This is a genomic window from Devosia sp. (assembly GCF_028290625.1).
GTDB lineage: Bacteria > Pseudomonadota > Alphaproteobacteria > Rhizobiales > Devosiaceae > Devosia.
The window spans coordinates 50521-71113 of the sequence record NZ_JAQGJM010000037.1; the positions used below are offsets into that span (position 1 = coordinate 50521).

A 20593-nucleotide genomic window follows, 5' to 3' on the forward strand; every position below is an offset into this window, starting at 1 on the left:
CACGGCAGCCCAGTCACTACGAGGCCAGCCTATCGGCGAGGACCGCGCCGCTGCGTCCAGTAGCTGGTCCACAGCATTTTGGCATAGGCGCGATTGGTGTCCCAATAGCGCCGCCACAGCCGCCGCGGCTCCTGCAACACGCGATAGAGCCATTCCATGCCGATGGTCTGCACCCAGACCGGGGCGCGGCGCACCTTGCCGCCATAGACATCGAAACTGCCGCCCACGCCCATGATGAAATAAGGCGCCAGCACCAGGCGATACTTGTAGAGGAAGCGCTCCTTGCGCGGGCTCGACATGGCCACGAACAGGCAATCGGCGCCCGAGGCATTGATGTCGAGCACGATCGCTTCTTCGTCGGTGAAATAGCCGTCATGCGCACCGGCGATCTGCAGCGTGGGATAATCCCGCTGCAGCCGCCCCTGCACCGCGTCAAGCACCTGGCTTTCGGCGCCCAGCAGATAGGGCTTAAAACCCTTGTCGGCGCACAGCTCGAACAGGCGTTCCATGATCTCAACACCCGCCACGCGCTCCGGCACCGCAATGCCGAGCAGGCGTGCGCCCCAGACCACGCCCGCGCCATCGATATTGATCAGGTCGGCTTCCGAAACGTCGCGCGCCAATTCCTCGTTGGCGTGCATGTTGACCAGCTTGGATACGTTGATGACCGTATGGTGCAGTGGCTGGCGCGCCTGCATCGCCTCGCGGGCAAGCTCCAGCGTCTGCGTCATGGTCAGGGTGTGCATAGGCGCATCGAGGAAGGTGGTGCGACTTTCGGCGATCACCGGATGCTGCTGCCAGAAGTGCGGCTCGCTCTCGGGCGGCTGCTTTTCGGGATAGGGGCGATGGGTATAAAACGGCGGCCAGACGCGTCCGGCCTTCGGCGCCTTGCTCCCGATTCTGCTGTCGATCATGTTCGTGTCGTCCATTCGGCCCGACGCAGGCCTTGTGCGTAGAAATACGCTCGGCCGGCCCGCCCGTCGCCATGTCCCTTAAGGCATCCTTAACGCGTAAAATTGCACTGTTTTTGCAGTGGGACCGAAGCCGGAGAGACAGGCATGCCGCTCGCCATTGCCGTCATCCTGCCCGTCCAATCCCGCCACTGGCATGCCGAATTGATCCACCGCCTAAGCCATTCCGGGCACCAGCTACGCGTCTCCTTCGCGGGTAATACCGCATCGGGCGCCCTCGACGCGATCCTGGCCTTCGAAGCTTTCCGCTTTGGCCCCGGACTCGCTTCACGGGCGACGGTCAATCCAGTCGAAGGCAAGTCGCCACCCAGTCTAGTAATCGACCTAACCGGAACCGCCCCAAGCGGCGACACCCCCACCCTGAGCGTGCTGTTCGACAGTCACCCCACCCTCGACGGTACCGCTCGCGCCATTCTCACCGGCGCCCAACCAGTCGTTCAAACACTGCTCAACGGCCAGCCGATCGGCAATGCGCGCCCCATGGTGAGCGAGCGCATCTGGCTTACCCGCGCCCTCGATGACATTCTCATCCGCACGCTCGATCTGCTGGAGCGTAGCGTCCGCGATATTGCAGCGGGCAGGACGGCGACGCTGCAACCGCTCGCGGCCGCCAAATCACCGACCGCACTAACCGCCGCCTACTGGCTGGGCATCGCGCCGAAGCTTGCACACCGCCTGTTCCTCAAGCTGCGCTACAAACCATTCCACTGGCGCGTCGGATATCGCTTTCATCCCGAGCCCCTCGCCGGGCTTGGCTTTGATATGACTGCCACCGGCTATGCCACGCTGTCAGCGCCGCAATGGCAGGAGCTACCCGAGGACGGCTCGCGCTTCTACGCCGATCCCTTCCCCGTTGAGGTAGACGGCCGCTATTTCCTCTTTGTCGAGGATTTTCCCCATGCCACCCACAAGGGCGTCATCGCCGTCGCCGAGGCCGATGGCGACGGCACGTTCGGCGTGCCCCGCGTCGTGCTGGAAGAGCCGTTCCACCTGTCCTACCCGCAGGTCTTCCAACATGACGGCGCATTCTGGATGATCCCTGAAACCGCTGGCGGCCGCGACCTCTATCTCTACCGCGCTGAAAACTTCCCCGACCGCTGGGTGCGCCACGCCGTCCTCGTCGCCGACACCCCACTCTCCGACGCCACCTTGCTCCACCACGGCGACCGCTTCTGGCTGTTCGCCGCCGATGGCGGTCGCGGCAGTTCCTCCGACTCCATGCTGGTGTTTCACGCCGAAACCCTGTCCGGCCCCTTCCTTCCCCACGCCGCCAATCCCATCCTGATCGACCAGGCCTCGGCGCGCCCCGCCGGTGCCTTTATCCTGGGCGGCCAATATCCGATGCTGCCGGTGCAGGACGGCACGCACGGCTATGGCAGCGGCATGGGCCTGGTCGAAATCACCGAACTCAATCTGGATCGCGTTGGCGTCGGCCCCGTCCGCCCTCTTGACGTCCCCGGCTGGCGCTGTGAGTTCAGGCACACCACCAATCGGGCCGGACGGCTCGAGGTGGTGGATGGGGTGGTGCGCCAGCCGCGCTGAGATTTACCAAGAATCCAGAAGCCGCGCAGGCAGGCTGTGGTTCCGGCTTATAAAGCTGGCGAACAAAGCCACGGAAACTCACACGATGTCCAACGCCTCGGACAGCATGACCCCCGCAAAGCCGGATGCGGGTGGCCGAACCTTTGCCCGCCCGCGCACGCGTGCCGTCGGCGAACGTCCCATGGTGCGCATTGCCGATCCACGCCCGGCGGCAAAGCCGCAGGCGCCAGCGCAACCTCAGAACGAGACTGTCACTCTCGAAAAGATCGGTGATTTTCTCGAACTCGACCTGCGCCGGATAACGGTCTGGCTGCGGCAGCGACTCCGCTGGATCGCGGCTTTGGCCGTGCTCGGCGCGGTCGCCGGTGGTGCCTATGGCATGCTCAGCAAGCCCAGTTATACCGTGACTTCCGATATCCTGATCGACCCCGCCGGGCTGCAGGTTTTGGGCGACGCGGCGGCGGCTACGGCCGGACAACAGCCTGATACGGCCCTGCTGGCGGCGGCAAGCAAGTTGCGCGTCATGACTTCGGGCAATGTGCTGACCCGCGTCGTCAGCGACCTGCGCTTGACCGGCGACCCCGAATTCGCCGATCCGGCAGGCAAGGTCGACCCGGACGTGGCGGCGCTCGCGGCTTTGCGCGCGGCCATCAAGATTACCGCCGACGAGAAATCCTTCGTCGCCACCATGGCGGTCACCACCCAGGATGTGGACAAATCCATCCTCATCTCCAACGCCATTTTCGTGGCGTTTCAGGACGAGCTGTCACGCGCCGAGACCGACGGCTCCAACCAGATCGTCAGCGGCCTCGATAGCCGGCTCGATGAGCTCAAGAAGGCCGTCAACCTGGCCGACGCGGCCGTCGAAGACTACAAGCGCGCCAACGGCCTGCAGTCGAGCGCTGGTGAACTGACCAGCACGCTGCTGCTCAACCAGCTCAACGAGCAGGTCGTCACCGCGCAGGGGCAGGTCATTGCGGCCCAAACCACCTATGACGGCTTGCGCGCCGGCGGCACTGGCAGCGGCGACGCCGCGCAGAACGCCACGCTGGACTCGCTGCGGGCGCAACTGGCGACCTCGCAGCAAAAGCTGCAGAGCCAGTCGATGGTCTATGGCGCCCGTCACCCCATCATCCTGCAATTGCAGACCGAAGTGGATGCCTTGCAGGCCCAGGTGGCCAGCGAAAGCACCCGCATGATCGCCGCCGCCAAGACGCGCCTCGATGAAGCAACAAACGCGTTGCAGGCGCTGACCGCCAAATCCGACGGCCAGCGTACGGCGGTGTTCTCCGACAATCAGGCACAGATCGCCCTGCGCGAACTGGAGCGCGAGGCCAAATCCAGGAGCGCGGTCTATGAGGCCTTCCTGAGCCGCTCGCAGCAGCTCAGCGAAAGCGGGAATCTCGACACCAGCAATGTGCGGGTGATCTCGACCGCCGTACCGCCGCTGGCGCGCAGCTGGCCGCCACGCACCGTGCTGATGGTCATGCTGGGCGGCGCCGGTGGCCTGGGTCTCGGCCTGGTGCTGGCGCTCGGGTTGGGCATTGTGGGCGATATCCGCGGCCCGCGCGCCGAGCGCGTGGCCTAGCGAGACCACGCATCGATGGCCAAGCTGATCTTCCACGTCCCCAGCCTGATCGGCGGTGGCGCCGAGCGGGTCTGGGTGCTGGTCGCCAATGAAATGGCGCGGCGCGGGCATGATACGACGCTGTTGGTGTGGAACGGCCTCGGCCCCAACCGGGTCCATGTGTCCCCCGATGTGCATCTGGTGGATTTCGGTATCGCGCTCTTTGGCGGCGAGCGCTTCGGCAAGCCCGCGACGCTGCGCGGGCTCCTGCGCATGGCGGCGTTTTTCCGCCGCCACCAGCCCGACGCTGTCTTCAGCGCCCCCGAATTCGCCAATCTGACGACGGCGCTCGCCCTGTGGCTCTCGGCCAGCCGGGCAAAGTTCTTCCCCAGCTTCCACGCTGCCGCCATCCTGCGCGACAGCCGAACCGGCTCGGAACTGGCACGCCGATTTTCCGGCCTGATGGCGCGGCGAGCCACGCGGGCAATCGCCGTGTCGCAAGGCATTGCGGGCGATCTTAGCCACGGCATCGCGGCGGACAAGATCGCCGTCATCCATAACCCCCTGCCGCCGCCGTCACTCAAGCCGGTCGAGGACAGCGAATGGATGGGGGGCCTGACAGCAGTGCGCGCCGCGAACATCCCAATCATCATCACGGCCGGCCGCCTCGCGCCGGTCAAAGATCATCGCACGCTGATCGAAGCCTTCGCCCTGTTGCGCCGCGACATGCCGGCCAAACTCGTCATCCTTGGCGATGGTCCGCTCCGGGGTGAGCTAACCGCTCTGGTGGCCGAGCGCGGACTCGAAGCCGATGTGCTGCTGCCCGGCTTCGTCGCCGATATCAGACCAAGCCTGTCGGCGGCCGACCTGTTCGTATTGACCTCGACCAGCGAGGGGTTTGGCAACGTCATTGTCGAGGCGATGGCGGTTGGCCTGCCGGTGGTCAGCACCGATTGCCCGCATGGTCCGCGCGAGATTTTGGAAAACGGCGCCCTGGGGGAACTGGCTCCGGTTGGCGATGCCGGGGCTATTGCCGCAGCGATGTCGCGAATGTTGGCAAACCCCACCTCCGCAAACCGCTTGCAGACGCGCGCTGCCGATTTCTCGGTCGAGCGGATCGGGGATCAGTACGAAGCCTTGCTGACGCTCTAGACGACAAAGTCAGGCGGTCTGGCTGGCCCGGCCGAAGAGCTGGATCACATTGTCGAGCCGGGGCGCGACGAGCGCGACGCGGCTGGCGCCACCATGGCGGCGGCGTTCGGGGCCACGGTAAATGCCATCGACGATCGGGCCGGCCGCGCGCATATGCAAATGGCCACGCACGCTTTCCAGCAGCCGCCCCGGCGCGACCGGCTTGCCGTGCACCACGTCGATGCCCTGGGCCAGCAGCGCCGCGTGGAAGGCCGGCTCGGCGCGCGTCAGCAGCATCAGTGCCAGATCCTGCTGGGCCCGCTTGGGCAGGTCGCGCAATGCCGCGACGGTCTCCATGATATCGGCCGGCACGCTATCGGCGTCCAGGATCACCATGTCGATCGGCGAAATGCGGACGAAGGTGGTCACAGCCTCGAGCGTCTCAAAGGCATAAACCTTGAGCCGAGCTTCGCTTTGCAGACCGCTGCCGACGATAGCGCCAAAGGCCGGGTTGGCCGCGAGCAGAGCTATTCTTTTGGTCAGCATGGCCGTCATATCCGTGTTGTTAACGTCTTGTTTAGCATGTCACATCGCTCGGCACCCCTGTTGAAAGCGAACATCGTTAATCCCCAAGCGGCCGGATAGCTTAAGGATAATCAAAGCTTTGATGCCTTTTCGGGCGCGAGGCGTGGTAAATCCCGGTGCTGCAGAAAGAGCGAAAATGACCCCTGAAAATCGGCCGCCACGCCGCCTTCTCATCGTTTTCGGCACGCGACCCGAGGCGATCAAATGCTTTCCGGTGGCGCGCGACGCCTTGGCGGATCCGCGCTTTCACACCGAAATCTGCGTCACCGCCCAGCATCGCGAAATGGTCGACGCCATCATCGCCATGACCGGCCTGCCGGTGCATTACGATCTCGACATCATGTCGCCCGGCCAAAGCCTGTTCGACGTCACCGCCCGCATTCTCAAGGGCATGGAAGCCGTGCTCGATGCCGCCCGCCCCGATGTGGTGCTGGTGCAAGGCGACACCACCACGGCGATGACGGCGGCGCTGGCCAGTTTTTACAAGCGCATTCCGGTCGCGCACATCGAGGCCGGCCTGCGCAGCCACGATCTTTATTCGCCCTGGCCCGAGGAGATGAACCGCAAGGTCATCGGCGATATCGCGGCCTGGCACTTCGTGCCGACCACGGAAGCGCGGGACAATCTGCTGGCCGAGAACAAGGATGCCAGCCGCATCTTCGTCTCCGGCAATACGGTGGTGGATTCGCTGCTGCATTTCAGCGAGCGGTTCGATGCCGATACGAGCCTCGCCGCCCCGATGGCCAAGCGTTTCGATTTCCTCGATCCGTCCAAGCGCCTGATCCTCGTCACCGGCCACCGCCGCGAGAACTTCGATAGCGGCATCGAGCGCATCTGCGCCGCGCTGAAGACCCTGGCGGGCCGCGGCGATGTCGAAATCGTTTATCCCGTCCATCCCAATCCCAAGGTGATGTTGCCGGTCCATGCCGCGCTCGACCACGTCGCGGGCATCCACCTGATCGAGCCGCAGGATTACCTGCCCTTCCTCTACCTGCTCAAGCGCGCCCATCTGGTGCTGACCGATAGCGGCGGCGTGCAGGAAGAAGCCCCATCTTTGGGCAAGCCGGTGCTGGTATTGCGCGACAATACCGAACGCCCCGAGGGCGTGCGCGCTGGCACGGCTATCCTCGTCGGCACCGATACCAATCGCATTGTCGGCGAGGCCACTCGGCTGCTCGACAATGCCGAGGCCTATGGCCAGATGAGCCTGCGCCACAATCCCTATGGCGATGGCAAGGCCAGTTTGCGAATTCTCGAGGAGCTTGCGCGCGATGCGTGATTTCAAGACCGTCTGCGTCGTCGGCATGGGCTATATCGGCCTGCCCACCTGCGCCATCTTCGCCAGCCGCGGCCTCAAGGTGCTTGGCGTCGACGTCAATCAGAGCGTCGTCGAAAAGGTCAATCGCGGCGAGGTCCACATCGTCGAACCTGACCTGGATGGCCTGATCCAGAAGGTCGTCTCCAACGGCAATCTGCGCGCCGCGCTCAAGCCGGAATCCTCGGACGCCTACATTATCGCCGTGCCGACGCCGATGACCGAGGACCACCGCCCCGACACCACCTATGTCTACGCCGCTGCGCGCTCAATAGCGCCGGTGCTGAAAAAGGGCGATCTGGTGGTGCTGGAATCCACCTCGCCCGTCGGCACGACGCGCTCCATGTGCAAGGAACTGGCCACGCTGCGCCCAGACCTGAGCTTTCCCACCAGCGCCGGCGAAGACGCCGACGTGCTGGTCGCCTATAGCCCCGAGCGCGTGCTGCCCGGCAAGGTGCTGACCGAACTGGTACAGAACGACCGCAGCGTCGGCGGCCTGTCGAAGCGCTCGGCCGAGGCCACCGGCCTACTCTATTCAAGTTTCCTCGCGGGCGAGTTGTTCCTCACCTCGGCCGAGGCGGCCGAGCTGGTCAAGCTCAGCGAAAACGCCTTCCGCGACGTCAATATCGCCTTCGCTAACGAGCTGGCGTCGGTGTGCACGCATCTCAAGATCAATGTGTGGGAGGTGATCGAGTTGGCCAACCGCCATCCGCGCGTCAATATCTTGCAGCCCGGCCCCGGCGTCGGCGGCCACTGCATCGCGGTCGACCCCTATTTCATCATCGACGCAGCGCCCAAGCAGAGCCAGCTCATGGCCCGCGCCCGCAAGATCAACAGCGCTCGCCCACAGGCTGTGGTGGACGAGATCAAGTCGGTGCTGGACCCGAAAAAGAAACAGACGGTGGCCTGCCTCGGGCTGGCGTTCAAACCCAATATCGATGACCTGCGCGAAAGCCCGGCGGTCGAGGTGGTGCGGCTACTGCATGAGGCCGGCATCGCCCACAAGATCATCGCCAGCGAGCCCCATACCGACGCCCTACCGCCACAACTGCAAGGCCTCGACATCGAATTCCGCGATGCGTTGACGGCGATCGACCGGGCGGATGTGGTGGTGCTGCTGGTCGATCATCGGCACTTCAACTTCATTGACCCCGAGGCCCTCAGCAACAAGAAGCTGATCGATACGCGCGGGCTGTGGACCTGGAAGAAGAGCCGCAAGTCGGACGCAAGATTGGTGGTTTAGGGGCAACACCACCCCTGTCTGAGGCACGACGCCTCCACACCTGCCCCTCGGACGCACAGCACCCCACACGCACCCTTCCCGCGGGCTTGACCCGCGGGCCTCGCTCCACGCGTGCCGTATTGAGAGTGGCCCGCGGATCAAGTCCGCGGGAAGGAAGAAAGGGGTAGCCAAGAAAGAGGGGGGACACAAACCGTGCAGCCAATCCCCCCTACTCCGCCTGCACTGCAGCGCCCCGCTCGCTCCACCGCTCCTGCAGCACCTGCACCTTATGGCGCGTCCGATCGGCCAATGCCGCCACTGCTCCCTTGGCGCTTCCTACGCCAGCAATCGTGCTCAGCGTCACCGACTGCGTCGCAAACCGGCGTTTGAACGCCTCCGCGCCACAGAGAAAATCCACGGTGTGCAGCCCGTGATCGATTGACCACTGGATGTAATCCATCATCAGCACCATGCCGGGAGAGGCCCGCTCGAAGTCGGGATCATAGGTGGTCACGAACGCCATCATGGTGCCGCGCTGCACGAAATTGAGCGACACCGCGATGATTGTGCCCTGGCTCTCCAGCACGAAGACATGCAGCACGCCGGCTTGCGCCAAAGCCTGGGCCAATGCCGCCAACGCCACGGCGCCATCATCGAACAATTCGGATTCGATAGCGCGCGCCGACAGCCATTTGCTTTTGAGCGCCGCTAGCCGATCGAGCACCGGCCCGAGCGGCGCTTCCGGCGGCAAGAGCCGGAACTGCACGTCCCCAGCCTCGTCCAGGGCCTTGCGGCCACGCCGATAATTCTGCCGCGTCTTCTTGGGCTGCTCGTCGAACCAGGTCGCGCCATCCACCCATTGGCCGGAGACGCGATAGCTCATTTCCTCGCGATGATTGGGCCGCAGTTTGACGCCGGCCGTGGCGCCGGTCAGCCCATTGGCCAACGCGCCCGGCAACAGCCGATTGAGTCTGACCAGATCGTATCCGCCCAAGGTAGACATCTGCCCCCACAACCGCTGCAGCATCTCCGGCGCGCAGTCGGGCGCAGCCAGCACATCCTCATAGTCGCTATGCGCATTGGCGGCCCATTCGAGCATGAGCAGGCCCTTGCGCCGGCTGACTGCCAGCGGCAGCACGGCAACCAGCCGCTCGCCATTCCAGACCAGACCGATGCGCAGGGCCCGGCCATCGTGATCCGGCAGCGTATTCCACCACGCCGAAATCCAGGCATGACTCTGGAAGATCAGCCCATCGGTCTGGCGCCACAGCGCCATCCAGGCTGGGCCGATCTCGGCCAGCCGTTCGCTCGACTGAACAATCTCCAGCCGCTCGTCCGCCGCCACACTTATTGCGGCATGAGCATTCACGACTGTGGACTTTCCGGCGGTGGAGCAGTCACACGAGGACGCCGCCCGAGCCATTTGGCCACATGCCCGCCCATCTTCTGGAGCGGCAGAATGTAAAGCCCGAACAGCGACTGGTAATCGCGGTGATCGCGGTCCAAGAGGCCGAACTTGAAATCCTCATCAGGCTCCGGCACGCAGGCCGTTCCGAACATGCGGTCCCAGAACGAGAACAGCAGTCCGAAATTCTTGTCGTAATGCTTGGGATCGGTGCTGTGGTGCAACTGGTGCCAGTGCGGCGACAGCACGACATTGTCGAGCGGCCCGAATGAAATCTTGAAATGGGTATGCCGCACGAAATCCATCATCAGGATATTGCGGATGACATAGACATTGATGCCGAAAATGGTCAGTTCGACCGGATCGAGCGCCACCACGCTCCACAGCCCAAAGCAGATGCCGGGGATGACCCCATCCCAGGCGCGATTGAGCAATTCATCGAGTGGATGCACGCGATCCTTGGTGATGCCCACCATGACTTCGGCGGAGTGGTGAACCTTGTGCAGCTCCCATAGGATCGGCACTTTGTGTTGCGCCACATGGTAGAGATAATAGGAGATATCGTAGGCCACCAGCATGGTCAGCGTGAACAGCACGATGATCCACGGGCTGGCCGGACCGGCCATCAGCGGGCCATCGAGGTGAAACACCGCACCAATGAGTTGATTGGTGCCGTAAGCAACCGCCGCCACAAACCCGAAGCCGAACGGGATCAGGATGACCGGCATGATCGCCCGTTTGGTGATCCAGAACAGCACATCGGCCCGCGCCGAGGGATGCATCATCACCTCCTTGGGGAAGGCGAAGCTGAGGAAATCGAGCACGGACTTGTGTTCCTCGATTTTGAGATAGGCCACCAGCGCACTGCCGAATGCGGTCAGGAACAGCAGACCCGCCGCGAGCCCGTTGGCGCTCCACAGCTTCTCGACGATAATGTTGGCAAGATCGGAAATCATGGTGCGCTCCAAGGTCCGCAACGCGGCGATCCGACGGCGGTGCTGACCTGAGGATCGACGATCGACGGGCGGACCAGTGGCAAAGCCGGCCCATCGGATGGGCGTAAGATGCCATATCGGGCGGGGCAATTGTTGCCCAAAGTCGTAACGTTCTTAATCGGTAAGATTGCAGGGACCTGCCTTCAAGCAATGCCCAAACGGGCCTTTAGCTTGCCCGTCAATTGCAATGTCGCCGCCGGATCGAACAGCGCGTTGAGACCCAGAAACACCGCCCCACCCGCGACGCCTCCGGCGGCCAGCCTGACGATGACATGGGCCTCGCCGAGCGCGGCGGCGGCAAGGCTTGCCGCCAGCCCGGTCGCCAGCGCAATGACGATCGAAATGCCGATATGGCGCCATGGCACCGGGATGGGCGTCAGCCGCTCGCTGATAATGAGGCACGCAACGAGGCTCACCACCGATCCACCCGCCAGCGCCGAGGCCGCGCCCAGCTCAGCCAATGGCGGCACCAGCAGCAGCGACAGCGCGATCGTGCCGACCGAACCCAGTGCCGTGGGAATGCTCAGCAGCCAGGGCCGCTTATGCGCATGCACCACGTCGCCATAGACGAAACTCGTGAGATTGGCGCAGAGTACACTGAAAGCGATGAGCGGAAACAATTGGGCGACGTGGCCGTGATATTCGGCCGGCAGCGCCAGTTCGGTGATCGCCGGGGCCAGCGCAATCAGCAGCGCCGCGACCGGCAGGCAAAGGCGGATCATCAAGCCCATCAGATGCGACAGGAAATCCGCCGCCGCCGAAGGACCATGCTCGTCAAAGCGGCTGACCACTTCGGGGAAGGCCCCCATATTGATGGCATTGGCGACCATGTCGATAGGTTGCCGCGCCAGCGCATAGGCGGCGGCGAACACCGCCACCGCGCCGGCATCGTAATAGACCTTGAGGAACACGCGCTCGGCGCTGTTGAGGCCAAAGCCCATCAGCGCCATGACGATCAACGGCACCCCGAAAGCGAAGAAAGCCCGATGGGTGAACCGCGCCGGACCCGGCGCAACCCGGCCGAAGGCCATGACGCTAGCCACCAGCCCGGCGATCAGCACGCCAAGTGAGGAGCCCAGCGACACCATCAGGAACGAATTGTGAAAGATGAAAATTGCCGCCACCGGCAGGATCATCTGCAGCGCCGCGCGCAGCGCCTCGAGCAGCGAATAGGTCGAATGGCGCTGCTGCATTTGCAGGACTGTCAGCGCGAAACGGCCGATCGAGCCGGCGACCAGATAGCTGCACACCGCGATGGAGAATTCCACCCAGCGTTCGGGCGCGATCAGGGTTGCGCCGGCGATCGAGACGACAATGCCGAGGGCCGTGGTCGCCAGCAGCACCCGGCTTGCGAGGAACAAGCTGCCCCGGCTCACCTCGCCCTTGCCGCCCAGCCGCAGCAGTGCAATGCGCAGCCAGTTGGTCACCGCCACGTCGGTCATTTCGCCGACGGTGACGACCAGCGTCAGCAGGCCATATTCGCTCTGGTCGATCAGCCGCGTGGCGATGACCAGCAACAGCAGCGCCGAGATGCGCGTCAGCAGGATCGCCGGGGCATAAATGAGGGTGGAGCGCAGCAGCAAGGGCATGTCCTTGGGCCATGGCGAGCCCGTTTACCCTGGATTAATCCTTCGGATGCCCCAAACCCAGCGAAAAGCCGGCGGACAGTAAACGGGCCGCCTTCAGTCTGTCTTCGGCGGCGTCGGCACAGGCTTGGAATTGTAGGCGAGGATCAGCACCACGATCATCATCACCACAGGCGTCTTGGCGGACAGCGTATTGTTGGACAGGGCGGCCAGCAGGAAGGTTATCGTGGCGATCCAGATCGGCATGGGGGCGCCCCGCAACAGGCGCAGCAGCATCCAGAACACCAACACCCCAAAGGCCAGCGCGATGGGCAGGCCCAGCAGCAGGATGAGCACCACCGGCGCGCTTTCGATGGCCGGCAAATGCAATTGCTCGCGCACGATACCGATCAGGTCGCTGGCCCTCATGCCGAAGACAATGTCTTTCCAATCCACATACCCAAACACCTGGTAGATGTTGACGCGGGCATAGAAATTTTCGTCGAAAATGGTGTCGCTGAATCGGCCCAAGAGCCCCCCGGCGAACAGGGCCGCCACCAGCAGCGCGCCGCCGACCAGCGTCGACAGCAGCACCAGGACCTTGGCCTGGCGCTCATGGCGGGGCGACAGGCGCGGCCAGCGCACGAAGACCAGCAATGCCAGTATCTCGGCGGCTGTGAGCAGCAGCGCGAAGCGCGCTCCCGAGGCAGCACAACCGATCAGCAGGATAAAGATCGCCGCGACCCGAACCCAGAGCCGCCAATTGGTCACCGCCACGAAGCCCACGGCGGTGGCGCATAGCGCCCCCAGCGCCAGCGGATGCTCGGACAGGCCGATCGGGCGGAATTGTAGCTCGACATAGGGGTAAGGCAGCAGGCGATGATGGGTAATTTCTTCGACCAGGCCGAGGAGTGCGCTCAGGATCAGCATGATCAGGGTGAGGTCGCCTAGCGCCCGTCGCACACTGGGATTGAGGGCCAACATGATCAGGCCTGCGGCGCCTGCGGCCAAATAGGTATCGACGACAAAGACCGACGAGCCGCTATGGCCGAAGGCGAACAGATAGGCGATCAGCAGCAGGAGCAGGCCGCAATAGCGCAGCAGCGCCTTGAACTTGCCGATGTCGTCGCCGGCCAGCACGAAGGGCCGCGTAAACAGCACGAAGGGCAGCAGCAGGAGCACCGCATAGGTGCCGAAATGCAGCTTCTCGTAGAACGCACCAGCATCGATGGAATAATCGACCACCAGGTCCAGCACTTGTGGCGACACGAAGAACCGCAAGCAGAAGGCGAAGGCCGCACACATCAGGAACAGCAGCGACACCGCATTGTGGCGGCGTGCGCTGGCGGACAGGGTTCGGTCTGGGCCGGCAGCGGAGACGCTCACGTTTCACCTGGGCGGGTTGCGATCGAGCCCAGCATAAACCAAGAGCGGCCCTTGTGGGGCCGCCCTTAGGACTTGGCGTTAATGGCGCCCCAACGGACCACGGGAGGACGGTGTCCTACGGCGCCAGCCGCACATATTTGATGGCGCGGCGGAAATAGGTGAACGCGATGTGCAGCGCGCCGTCGTGGCCTTCGATGATCGAGGGATAGGAGAATTCGCGGTTCAGCCCGTCCTTGGAATTGTTGGTCAGGCAGTAGCCGTCGCCGGTTTCGAGATCCACCCGATCGGCAAAGGTCATCCCGTCATCGCTGGAGAATGCGAGGCTCAATGGCGCGCGCGGCACGCCCCAGATGGCCTTACGCTCTGTCGAGGTCGTGGCCACGGGGACGACTTCCGGCTCCTCGCCCCCGATCTCGTCGTAGAGCGACAGGCGGCGGTCCGATGAGGTGGCGGCGCTGGAGTGATTGTAGACGATGGCGATCTTGCCGGAGCGCAGCTTGACTGCCTGCACCGAGGAATTGTTGTTGGGCAGATTGGTCGGCACCGGAGCCGACCAGTTTCGCCCGCCATCGCCAGAGGTGCTGCGCAGCACGTATTCGGCAAAACGGTGGCGATAGAAGGCCGCCATTTCGTCGCGCGCCAGCGGCACGATGTTCATGTGCACCGCGCCGATGCTATCGGGCACATCATGCATGCTCCAGCTGGCGCCACCATCGGCGCTGATCAGCACCGAGGCGAAATCGGCGTCGCCGGTCCAGCGCTGGCCTGGGATCTTGATGCAACGGAACAGCGGCAACAGCCACTCGCCGCGCCCGTTGATGATGATCGGCTGGCGCACAAAGGTGCCCGGCACGTCGCACAGCGTCTCGACCGGGCCGAAAGTCTTGCCGCCATCAGTGGAGATGCGGCGCTTGACCACCGAGCCGTCCTGGTTGCCGGACGTCTGCGACGTATATAGCAGCCACACCGTGCCATCGGGCGCGACGAAGATCAGCGGGTTCTGTTCGGACTTGGCGGCATCGTCGGATAGCTGTTCAGCCACCGACCAAGTGTCGTTGCCCGGCGCGAGGCGCGATAGATAGACCGAGATATCGCCCATGCCCTCCATGGTGCCGCCGAACCAGACGCAGGTCAGCGTGCCATCGGGCAGGTAGGCGAGGTTGGCGGCATGGTTCTGCACCGTGGCGCAGGGCAGGAAAGCGTCGGAGCGCCTGCCACCAGCGGGTCGTACCAGCCCATCCATCAGATCGGCAACGAATTCGGGAACTATACCCTCAGCCATGGATCGCCTCGAGCGCGGCGAACTTAGTGGCGAGATCGGCCAGCTTGGCCTCGTCCAGCGCGAGCATTGGCGCGCGGACGCGCGACCAGCTCGGGGTCTTGGACTGGATGCCGATCATCGCCTTGATCGCCGGGATCTGCGTGTAGTCGTTCGACAGGGTCCGATAGGCCATGATGCGCGCCTGCGCCTTCTCGACTTCGGCGCTCTTGCTGGCATCGGCGCCGTGCTCGAACACGGTGTGCAGGGAGCGTGCCACCAGGTTCGACGTCGCGGTGATGCAGCCGGCGCCGCCCGCCTGGATCAGCGGCAGCAGCAACGGATCGGCGCCAGCCAGCACTGAAAAGCCCGGGAAGGCCGAAACCATGGCCTGCATATTGTCGAACTGCCCGGCGGAGTCCTTGATGCCGACGACAGTATTGGGGAACGCCTTGATCAGCCGCTCGATCAGGTCCAGCGTCAGCGGCACGCCCGACATCTGCGGGATGTGATAGAGGATGACCTTGAGCCGGTCGTCCTTCACGCCCTCGATGATCTGCGCATAGGCCGAAAACAGGCCTTCATCGGTGACGCTCTTGTAATAGAACGGCGGCAGCATGACGACCTTGGTCACGCCCAGCGACAGCGCATGGCGGGTCAGCTCGATGGTATCTGGCACCGAGGCGAGGCCCGTGCCGGGCATCAGCTGATCCGGTGTAAGGCCGGATTTCAGTGCGCTTTCGAGGATCGTCTTGCGTTCGCCGATCGAGAACGAATTGGCCTCGCCGGTGGTGCCGAGCAGCGCGATACCGTGGCAGCCATCGGCGATCAGGTGCTTGCAGTGGTCCGCGAACAGACCGAGGTCGGGCGAATAATCGGCGTTCAATGGCGTGGCGGCGGCGCTGTAGACGCCGGTAATGGCAAACTGGCTCATAGTGCGGCGTCCTGTGCGATAATCCTGGGGGTGCCCGCCAGTTTGCGCGCATAGGCGATGGCGGCGTTCATGTTGACGTGGTTGGCCTTGCCGGTGCCGGCGATATCGAAGGCCGTGCCATGATCCACCGAGGTGCGATCAATCGGCAGGCCCAGCGACACATTGACCGTGGTGTCGAAGCCGACCAGCTTCATGGGGATGTGGCCCTGGTCGTGATACTGCGCCACCACCAGATCGAACACGCCCGAATAGCAGCGGTAAAACACCGTATCGGGCGAGATCGGCCCCATGGCGTTGATGCCTTCGGCCCGCGCCAGTTCGACGGCCGGGGCGATATTGTCCTCGTCCTCGGTGCCGAACAGGCCGTGCTCGCCGCAATGCGGATTGATGCCGGCCACCGCGATGCGTGGGTTTTGCACGCCGATGCGACGGAAATGGTTGTAACCGGCCCGGATCGTCTCCAGCACGCGCGCCGTCGTCGCCCGTCCGATCGCGTCCTTGAGCGACACGTGCGTCGACACATGGATCACCGACATGCGCGTATCGGCCAGCAGCATGAACGACGACCGCGAACCCGTCAGCGCCGCCAGCATGCCGGTATGGCCATCATAATGATGCCCGGCCGAGTTCAGCGCTTCCTTGTTGATCGGCGCCGTGACAATGCAGCCGATCTCGTTGCTCACCGAGCTTTTGACGGCGCTGGCGATATAGCGGAACGAGGCATCGCCGGCGCGTGGATCGAGCTTGCCGATTTCGATGCCGCCCGGGGTCGGCGAATGATCGACGCTGATCGCGCCATCGGTCGGATTGCGCTCTTCGCTGAACCGAATGTCGGCGCCCACAAACCCGGCCGCCGCGCGCATCATGTCGATATCGCCATAGACCCGGGTCAGGAGGCGTTGCTCCACCGGCATTTCAGCCAGCGCCTTGGCGATGATTTCGGGCCCCACGCCGGCGGGGTCGCCCATGGTGATACCGACTGTCTTGCTGATCTCGCTCATGGCATCAATTGTCCGCCGTTGACTTCAATAATCTGTCCGGTGATGTAGCCGCTCATCGCCGCGCTGGCGAGAAATTCATAGGCGCCCACGCAGTCTTCAGGAGTGCCCAGCCGCCCCATCGGAATGCCTTTGCGCGACTCTTCGAGCTGTGCGGGCGTCGAGGCGCGCTCGTGGAAGGGCGTCGTAATCACCCCCGGCGCCACGCCGTTGACCCGCACGCCCGATGCCGCCAGTTCCTTGGCCAATACCCGCGTAATAGTGCTCACGAAACCCTTGGCCGAGCCGTAGAGGCCCGCTCCCCCGCCACCGCCCGTGCGCGCCGCGATCGAGGTGGTATTGATGATGGCGCCATGGCCCTGCGCCTGCATGATCGCCGCCGCGCGGCGCGAAGCGAAGAACACGCCGCCGATATTCAGCTCGATCACCTTGGCATATTGCTCGTCGGTGGCGTCCGCAATGGCGGTGCGTCCGAACATGGCGCCGGCATTGTTGATGAGGATATCCAGCCCGCCGAGCAGTTCGACGGCATCGTCGATCACTTGGGCTGCGACCTTGGGATCAGCCACGTCGGCCTGCAACACGTCGATCACTCCGCCGCCCTGCCGAACCTCGTCGGCTACCGCATCGGCACCGGCCCGATTCTCATTGCACACGATCACCAGTCGCACGCCGAGTTCGCCGAACCGCCGCGCGACCGCTGCGCCGATTCCCGAGCTTGCCCCGATGATCAGGCATCGTTTGCCATTCAGGTCCGTGCTCACTGGCGCCTCCTTGTGTCTACCGCTGACCTGACAACTCCCCAAATCAAGCAAACTTGTCAAGTTGCCATTTGCGATAGATACCCTCATCAACAACCTGAAATTCCCATAATGTGCTGAATATCCAGGTAATTATGACAAGACGGCAATTTCACGAGCGAATCATCATTGAAATTCAGTTGACATCTTTACAATCCGGCGCAAATGTCCGGCCATCGTCAAGGCGCTCCAGTTTGCCTGCCTGCAAGCCGGGGGAGGAACCATGATCGAGCTACAAGGGAGGACAGGGATGTCTCATAAGGATACTGGCGCCAGCGTCGGCGCGGGCATGTCGCGTCGCGACGTGCTCAAATATAGCCTGGGCACTGCCATCGGCGTGACGCTGCTGGGCATGAATGCGCAGATCGTCATGGCTCAGGGCGAGCAAGTGCTCAAGGTCGCCCATCCGGCGTTCGATCAGGATTGGTCGCCCCTGCGCGGCGGTGGCCCGCCCTACCGCTGGAATTCGGCCTGGCACGCCGCCCCGATGTATTTCGACCAGGCCGGCGAAATACATCCCTATATCTGCGTCGCATGGAACCCAAATGCCGACAACACCGAGTGGACCTTCATGGTCAACCCGGATGCGAAATTCTCCGATGGCAGCCCGATCACCGCGGCCGACATCAAGGGCTCTTGGGAACTGTCGGCAATGCCGGCCTCCAAGAACCAGCGCATTTCCCAGGTGCTGGGCGGCGTCGTCGGCTATACCGACGTAACCGGCGGCACGGGCACTGAAATCTCCGGCATTACCGCGCCCGACGCCACCACCGTGGTGGTCAAGCTCGCCGCAGCCGATCCGATCTTCTTCATGCGCGTTGCCAACCATATCGCGCCCATCGTCAAGGTTGCCCAGGCGCGCGGCGCCGATGGCGCCGAGGTGCAGGACTGGTACATGCCGCAGAACGGCGTCGTCGTGTCCGGCCCGTTCAAGCCGACCTCGATCGATCTGGATGCCGGCAAGCTGGTATTCGAGGTCAACGAGAACTTCTTCGGCACCAAGCCCAAGCTCTCGCGTATCGAGATCACCTCGGTGGAAGACAATGTGACTGCGACGCAGTTGCTGAAGTCGGGCGAATTCAACGCCCATACCGAATTGGTGACCTCCACCATCGTGGCCGATCTGGGCAAGGAATTCGCCGATGGCCCGCTGATCCCCACCAGCCAGCATTTCTGGTTCAATGCCAGCCGTGCGCCGATGGACGATCCCAAGGTGCGCCAGGCGCTGATCATGGCCGTCAATCGCGACGACCTGTTCAAGGCCTCGTTCCCCGATGGTCCGCACGTCAAGGCCGACCAGATTCTCAACTCCGTTCCCGGCGCTGAAGACTCTGGTTTCGTGCCCTTCCCCTACGACCCCGAAGCCGCCAAGAAGCTGCTCGCCGAGTCCACCTATGGTGGCCCGGAACGCCTGCCCAAACTGCTGTTCGTCGGCATTTCCGGCCCGGCTATCGAAGCGGCCGCGCAGTTCATCGCCGAACAGTGGCGCCAGAATCTGGGCATCACGGCCGTGGACATGAAGCCGCAGCAGGACGCCTATGCGGGCCCCGACCAGAACGCGGTGCAGATTTTCCGCGACGACGTCGGCACCCGCGTTCCCGATGCGGCCAGCTATTTGCTCGGCTCCATCGCGTCGACCTCGGGCAATGCCCAGGGCAAGCTCGGCAATTACAAGAACGACGCGATCGACGCCCTGCTCGCCGAAGCCTCGGCCCTGCCTGCCAACGATCCGGCACGCGTGACCAAGGCGCAGGATGCGCAGAAGCTGTTCCACGACGATTACATGTTCATCCCGTGGTACAGCCAGACCATGTCGCGTTGGGCCAATGCCAATGTCGCGGGCATGGAAAAGAACCTCGATTGGCAGGTCGCTGCCCCGTGGGACATTTCCATCAGCTAAGCCTAAACTTCGCTATCGTCCGGCCCTGGTCGGGCGATAGCTCCACACGCGGGAGGCCGCCATGCTGCGCTACATAGCGTCACGTTTCCTGCTCTGGATTCCGTCGGTCATCCTGGTCATGCTCGGCGTCTACGCCCTGGCCTTTTACGGCGCGGGCGACCCGATCAAGCTGATCTTCCTGCGCGCGCCCGGCGACGTGGCCTATGATCCGGTGCGCATCGAAGCCATCCGCGAAACCGCCGGCCTTAACCGCCCGTTCATCGAGCAGTTCATCAGCTACATTCTCAATCTGGCGCATGGCAATTTCGGCAATTCGTTGAGCTCGGGCCGTTCGGTCTGGGCCATCATTTCCGCGGCCGCGCCGGTGTCGATGAGCCTGGGTCTGTGCGCCATCGTGCTCACCGCCGTCGTCGCCATCCCGCTCGGCATGATCGCGGCGCTCAACCAGAATACCCGCATCGATTATGCCATCCTGGGCTCCGCCCTATTCCTCTGGGCCATTCCGCCCTACGTGGCCGGCCCCCTGCTGATGGTCGGCCTGCTGGTGCTGCTGCCTAATGTGCCGGTGCCCTATGGCTGGGGCGGCATTTTCGATGCCCGCATCATCCTGCCGCTGATTGTTTTGTCGTTCCAGCCGATCGCGCTGATCGTGCGCCAGACCCGCGCTGCCGTGATCGAAGTGCTGTCCGAGGATTTCGTGCGCACCGCCCGTGCCAAGGGCGTGCCCGAGACCATCGTGGCCATCAAGCATATCCTGCGCCCGGTGCTGACCCCGGTCGTCACCCAGCTTGGCCTCATCATGATCACCATCGTCAACGGCGCCATTTTCGTCGAGCTGGTGTTTGGCTTGCCGGGCCTTGGCCGCCTGACCGTTTCGGCGCTGACCGATAGCGACTACCCCGTCATTTTGGCCATTACCCTGATCGGCTCGTTCCTCGTGATGCTGTCTAACCTGTTGGTGGACGTCCTTTATCCACTGCTCGACCCCCGCGCCGCCGACACCATGAAGAGCCGCTGAC

General features: G+C 63.7%; 17 protein-coding genes. 7 read left to right on the plus strand and 10 right to left on the minus strand.

What is annotated here, in order from left to right; translation table 11 throughout:
* Window positions 1–29 precede the first annotated feature (29 nt).
* The gene (locus JWR51_RS20580) at window positions 30–914 is read right to left on the minus strand and encodes a WecB/TagA/CpsF family glycosyltransferase (protein WP_299752054.1); all 885 of its coding nucleotides are present in this window, start codon (window positions 912–914) and stop codon (window positions 30–32) included.
* Window positions 915–1058: 144 nt separating this feature from the next.
* On the opposite strand from JWR51_RS20580, the gene JWR51_RS20585 reads away from it, so the two are divergent.
* The 3 genes from JWR51_RS20585 to JWR51_RS20595 all read left to right on the plus strand — a co-directional run bounded on the left by JWR51_RS20585 (window position 1059) and on the right by JWR51_RS20595 (window position 5232).
* Window positions 1059–2513 (plus strand): hypothetical protein, encoded by a 1455-nt coding sequence (locus JWR51_RS20585; protein WP_299752057.1) that lies wholly within the window; start codon window positions 1059–1061, stop codon window positions 2511–2513.
* 85 nt (window positions 2514–2598) lie between these two features.
* Window positions 2599–4101 carry a GumC family protein gene (locus JWR51_RS20590; RefSeq protein ID WP_299752060.1) on the plus strand — a complete coding sequence of 501 codons (1503 nt, stop codon included), beginning with the start codon at window positions 2599–2601 and terminating at the stop codon, window positions 4099–4101.
* Between the two features lie 15 nt (window positions 4102–4116).
* Complete coding sequence (locus JWR51_RS20595) at window positions 4117–5232, plus strand: glycosyltransferase (protein ID WP_299752063.1); 1116 nt, start codon at window positions 4117–4119, stop codon at window positions 5230–5232.
* A gap of 9 nt (window positions 5233–5241) precedes the next feature.
* Here JWR51_RS20595 and JWR51_RS20600 read toward each other — a convergent pair whose 3' ends face one another.
* A complete protein-coding gene (locus JWR51_RS20600) occupies window positions 5242–5757 on the minus strand; it encodes a hypothetical protein (protein WP_299752066.1) in 516 nt (171 codons plus the stop codon).
* Window positions 5758–5932: 175 nt separating this feature from the next.
* Between JWR51_RS20600 and wecB the strand changes: the two genes are divergently transcribed.
* Window positions 5933–7075 (plus strand): UDP-N-acetylglucosamine 2-epimerase (non-hydrolyzing), encoded by a 1143-nt coding sequence (gene wecB / locus JWR51_RS20605; RefSeq protein WP_299752069.1) that lies wholly within the window; start codon window positions 5933–5935, stop codon window positions 7073–7075.
* Window positions 7068–8354: a UDP-N-acetyl-D-mannosamine dehydrogenase gene (gene wecC, locus JWR51_RS20610; protein WP_299752072.1), complete on the plus strand. Its 1287-nt coding sequence runs from the start codon at window positions 7068–7070 to the stop codon at window positions 8352–8354. Before wecB ends, wecC begins: the two co-directional genes overlap by 8 nt.
* Window positions 8355–8562: 208 nt before the next feature.
* On the opposite strand, the gene JWR51_RS20615 is transcribed toward wecC, so the two are convergent.
* The 8 genes from JWR51_RS20615 to JWR51_RS20650 all read right to left on the minus strand — a co-directional run bounded on the left by JWR51_RS20615 (window position 8563) and on the right by JWR51_RS20650 (window position 17638).
* Window positions 8563–9702, minus strand: a complete 1140-nt coding sequence (locus JWR51_RS20615) for a GNAT family N-acetyltransferase (RefSeq protein ID WP_299752075.1) — start codon at window positions 9700–9702, stop codon at window positions 8563–8565.
* Complete coding sequence (locus tag JWR51_RS20620) at window positions 9699–10694, minus strand: sterol desaturase family protein (RefSeq protein WP_299752078.1); 996 nt, start codon at window positions 10692–10694, stop codon at window positions 9699–9701. The genes JWR51_RS20615 and JWR51_RS20620 overlap by 4 nt, the downstream gene beginning before the upstream one ends.
* Window positions 10695–10876: 182 nt before the next feature.
* Window positions 10877–12316, minus strand: a complete 1440-nt coding sequence (locus JWR51_RS20625; protein ID WP_299752081.1) for an oligosaccharide flippase family protein — start codon at window positions 12314–12316, stop codon at window positions 10877–10879.
* A gap of 99 nt (window positions 12317–12415) precedes the next feature.
* Complete coding sequence (locus tag JWR51_RS20630; protein ID WP_299752084.1) at window positions 12416–13684, minus strand: VpsF family polysaccharide biosynthesis protein; 1269 nt, start codon at window positions 13682–13684, stop codon at window positions 12416–12418.
* A 115-nt stretch (window positions 13685–13799) separates the two neighbouring features.
* Window positions 13800–14966, minus strand: a complete 1167-nt coding sequence (locus JWR51_RS20635; protein ID WP_299752087.1) for an exo-alpha-sialidase — start codon at window positions 14964–14966, stop codon at window positions 13800–13802.
* Entirely contained in the window at window positions 14959–15876 is a 918-nt protein-coding gene (locus JWR51_RS20640; protein WP_299752090.1) for a dihydrodipicolinate synthase family protein, read from the minus strand. The genes JWR51_RS20635 and JWR51_RS20640 overlap by 8 nt, the downstream gene beginning before the upstream one ends.
* A complete protein-coding gene (gene pdxA / locus JWR51_RS20645) occupies window positions 15873–16868 on the minus strand; it encodes a 4-hydroxythreonine-4-phosphate dehydrogenase PdxA (protein WP_299752327.1) in 996 nt (331 codons plus the stop codon). The genes JWR51_RS20640 and pdxA overlap by 4 nt, the downstream gene beginning before the upstream one ends.
* Window positions 16869–16873: 5 nt before the next feature.
* Window positions 16874–17638 (minus strand): SDR family NAD(P)-dependent oxidoreductase, encoded by a 765-nt coding sequence (locus JWR51_RS20650; protein ID WP_299752093.1) that lies wholly within the window; start codon window positions 17636–17638, stop codon window positions 16874–16876.
* Between the two features lie 286 nt (window positions 17639–17924).
* On the opposite strand from JWR51_RS20650, the gene JWR51_RS20655 reads away from it, so the two are divergent.
* Window positions 17925–19574: an ABC transporter substrate-binding protein gene (locus JWR51_RS20655; protein WP_299752096.1), complete on the plus strand. Its 1650-nt coding sequence runs from the start codon at window positions 17925–17927 to the stop codon at window positions 19572–19574.
* A 61-nt stretch (window positions 19575–19635) separates the two neighbouring features.
* Entirely contained in the window at window positions 19636–20592 is a 957-nt protein-coding gene (locus tag JWR51_RS20660) for an ABC transporter permease (RefSeq protein WP_299752099.1), read from the plus strand.
* Window position 20593 lies beyond the last annotated feature (1 nt).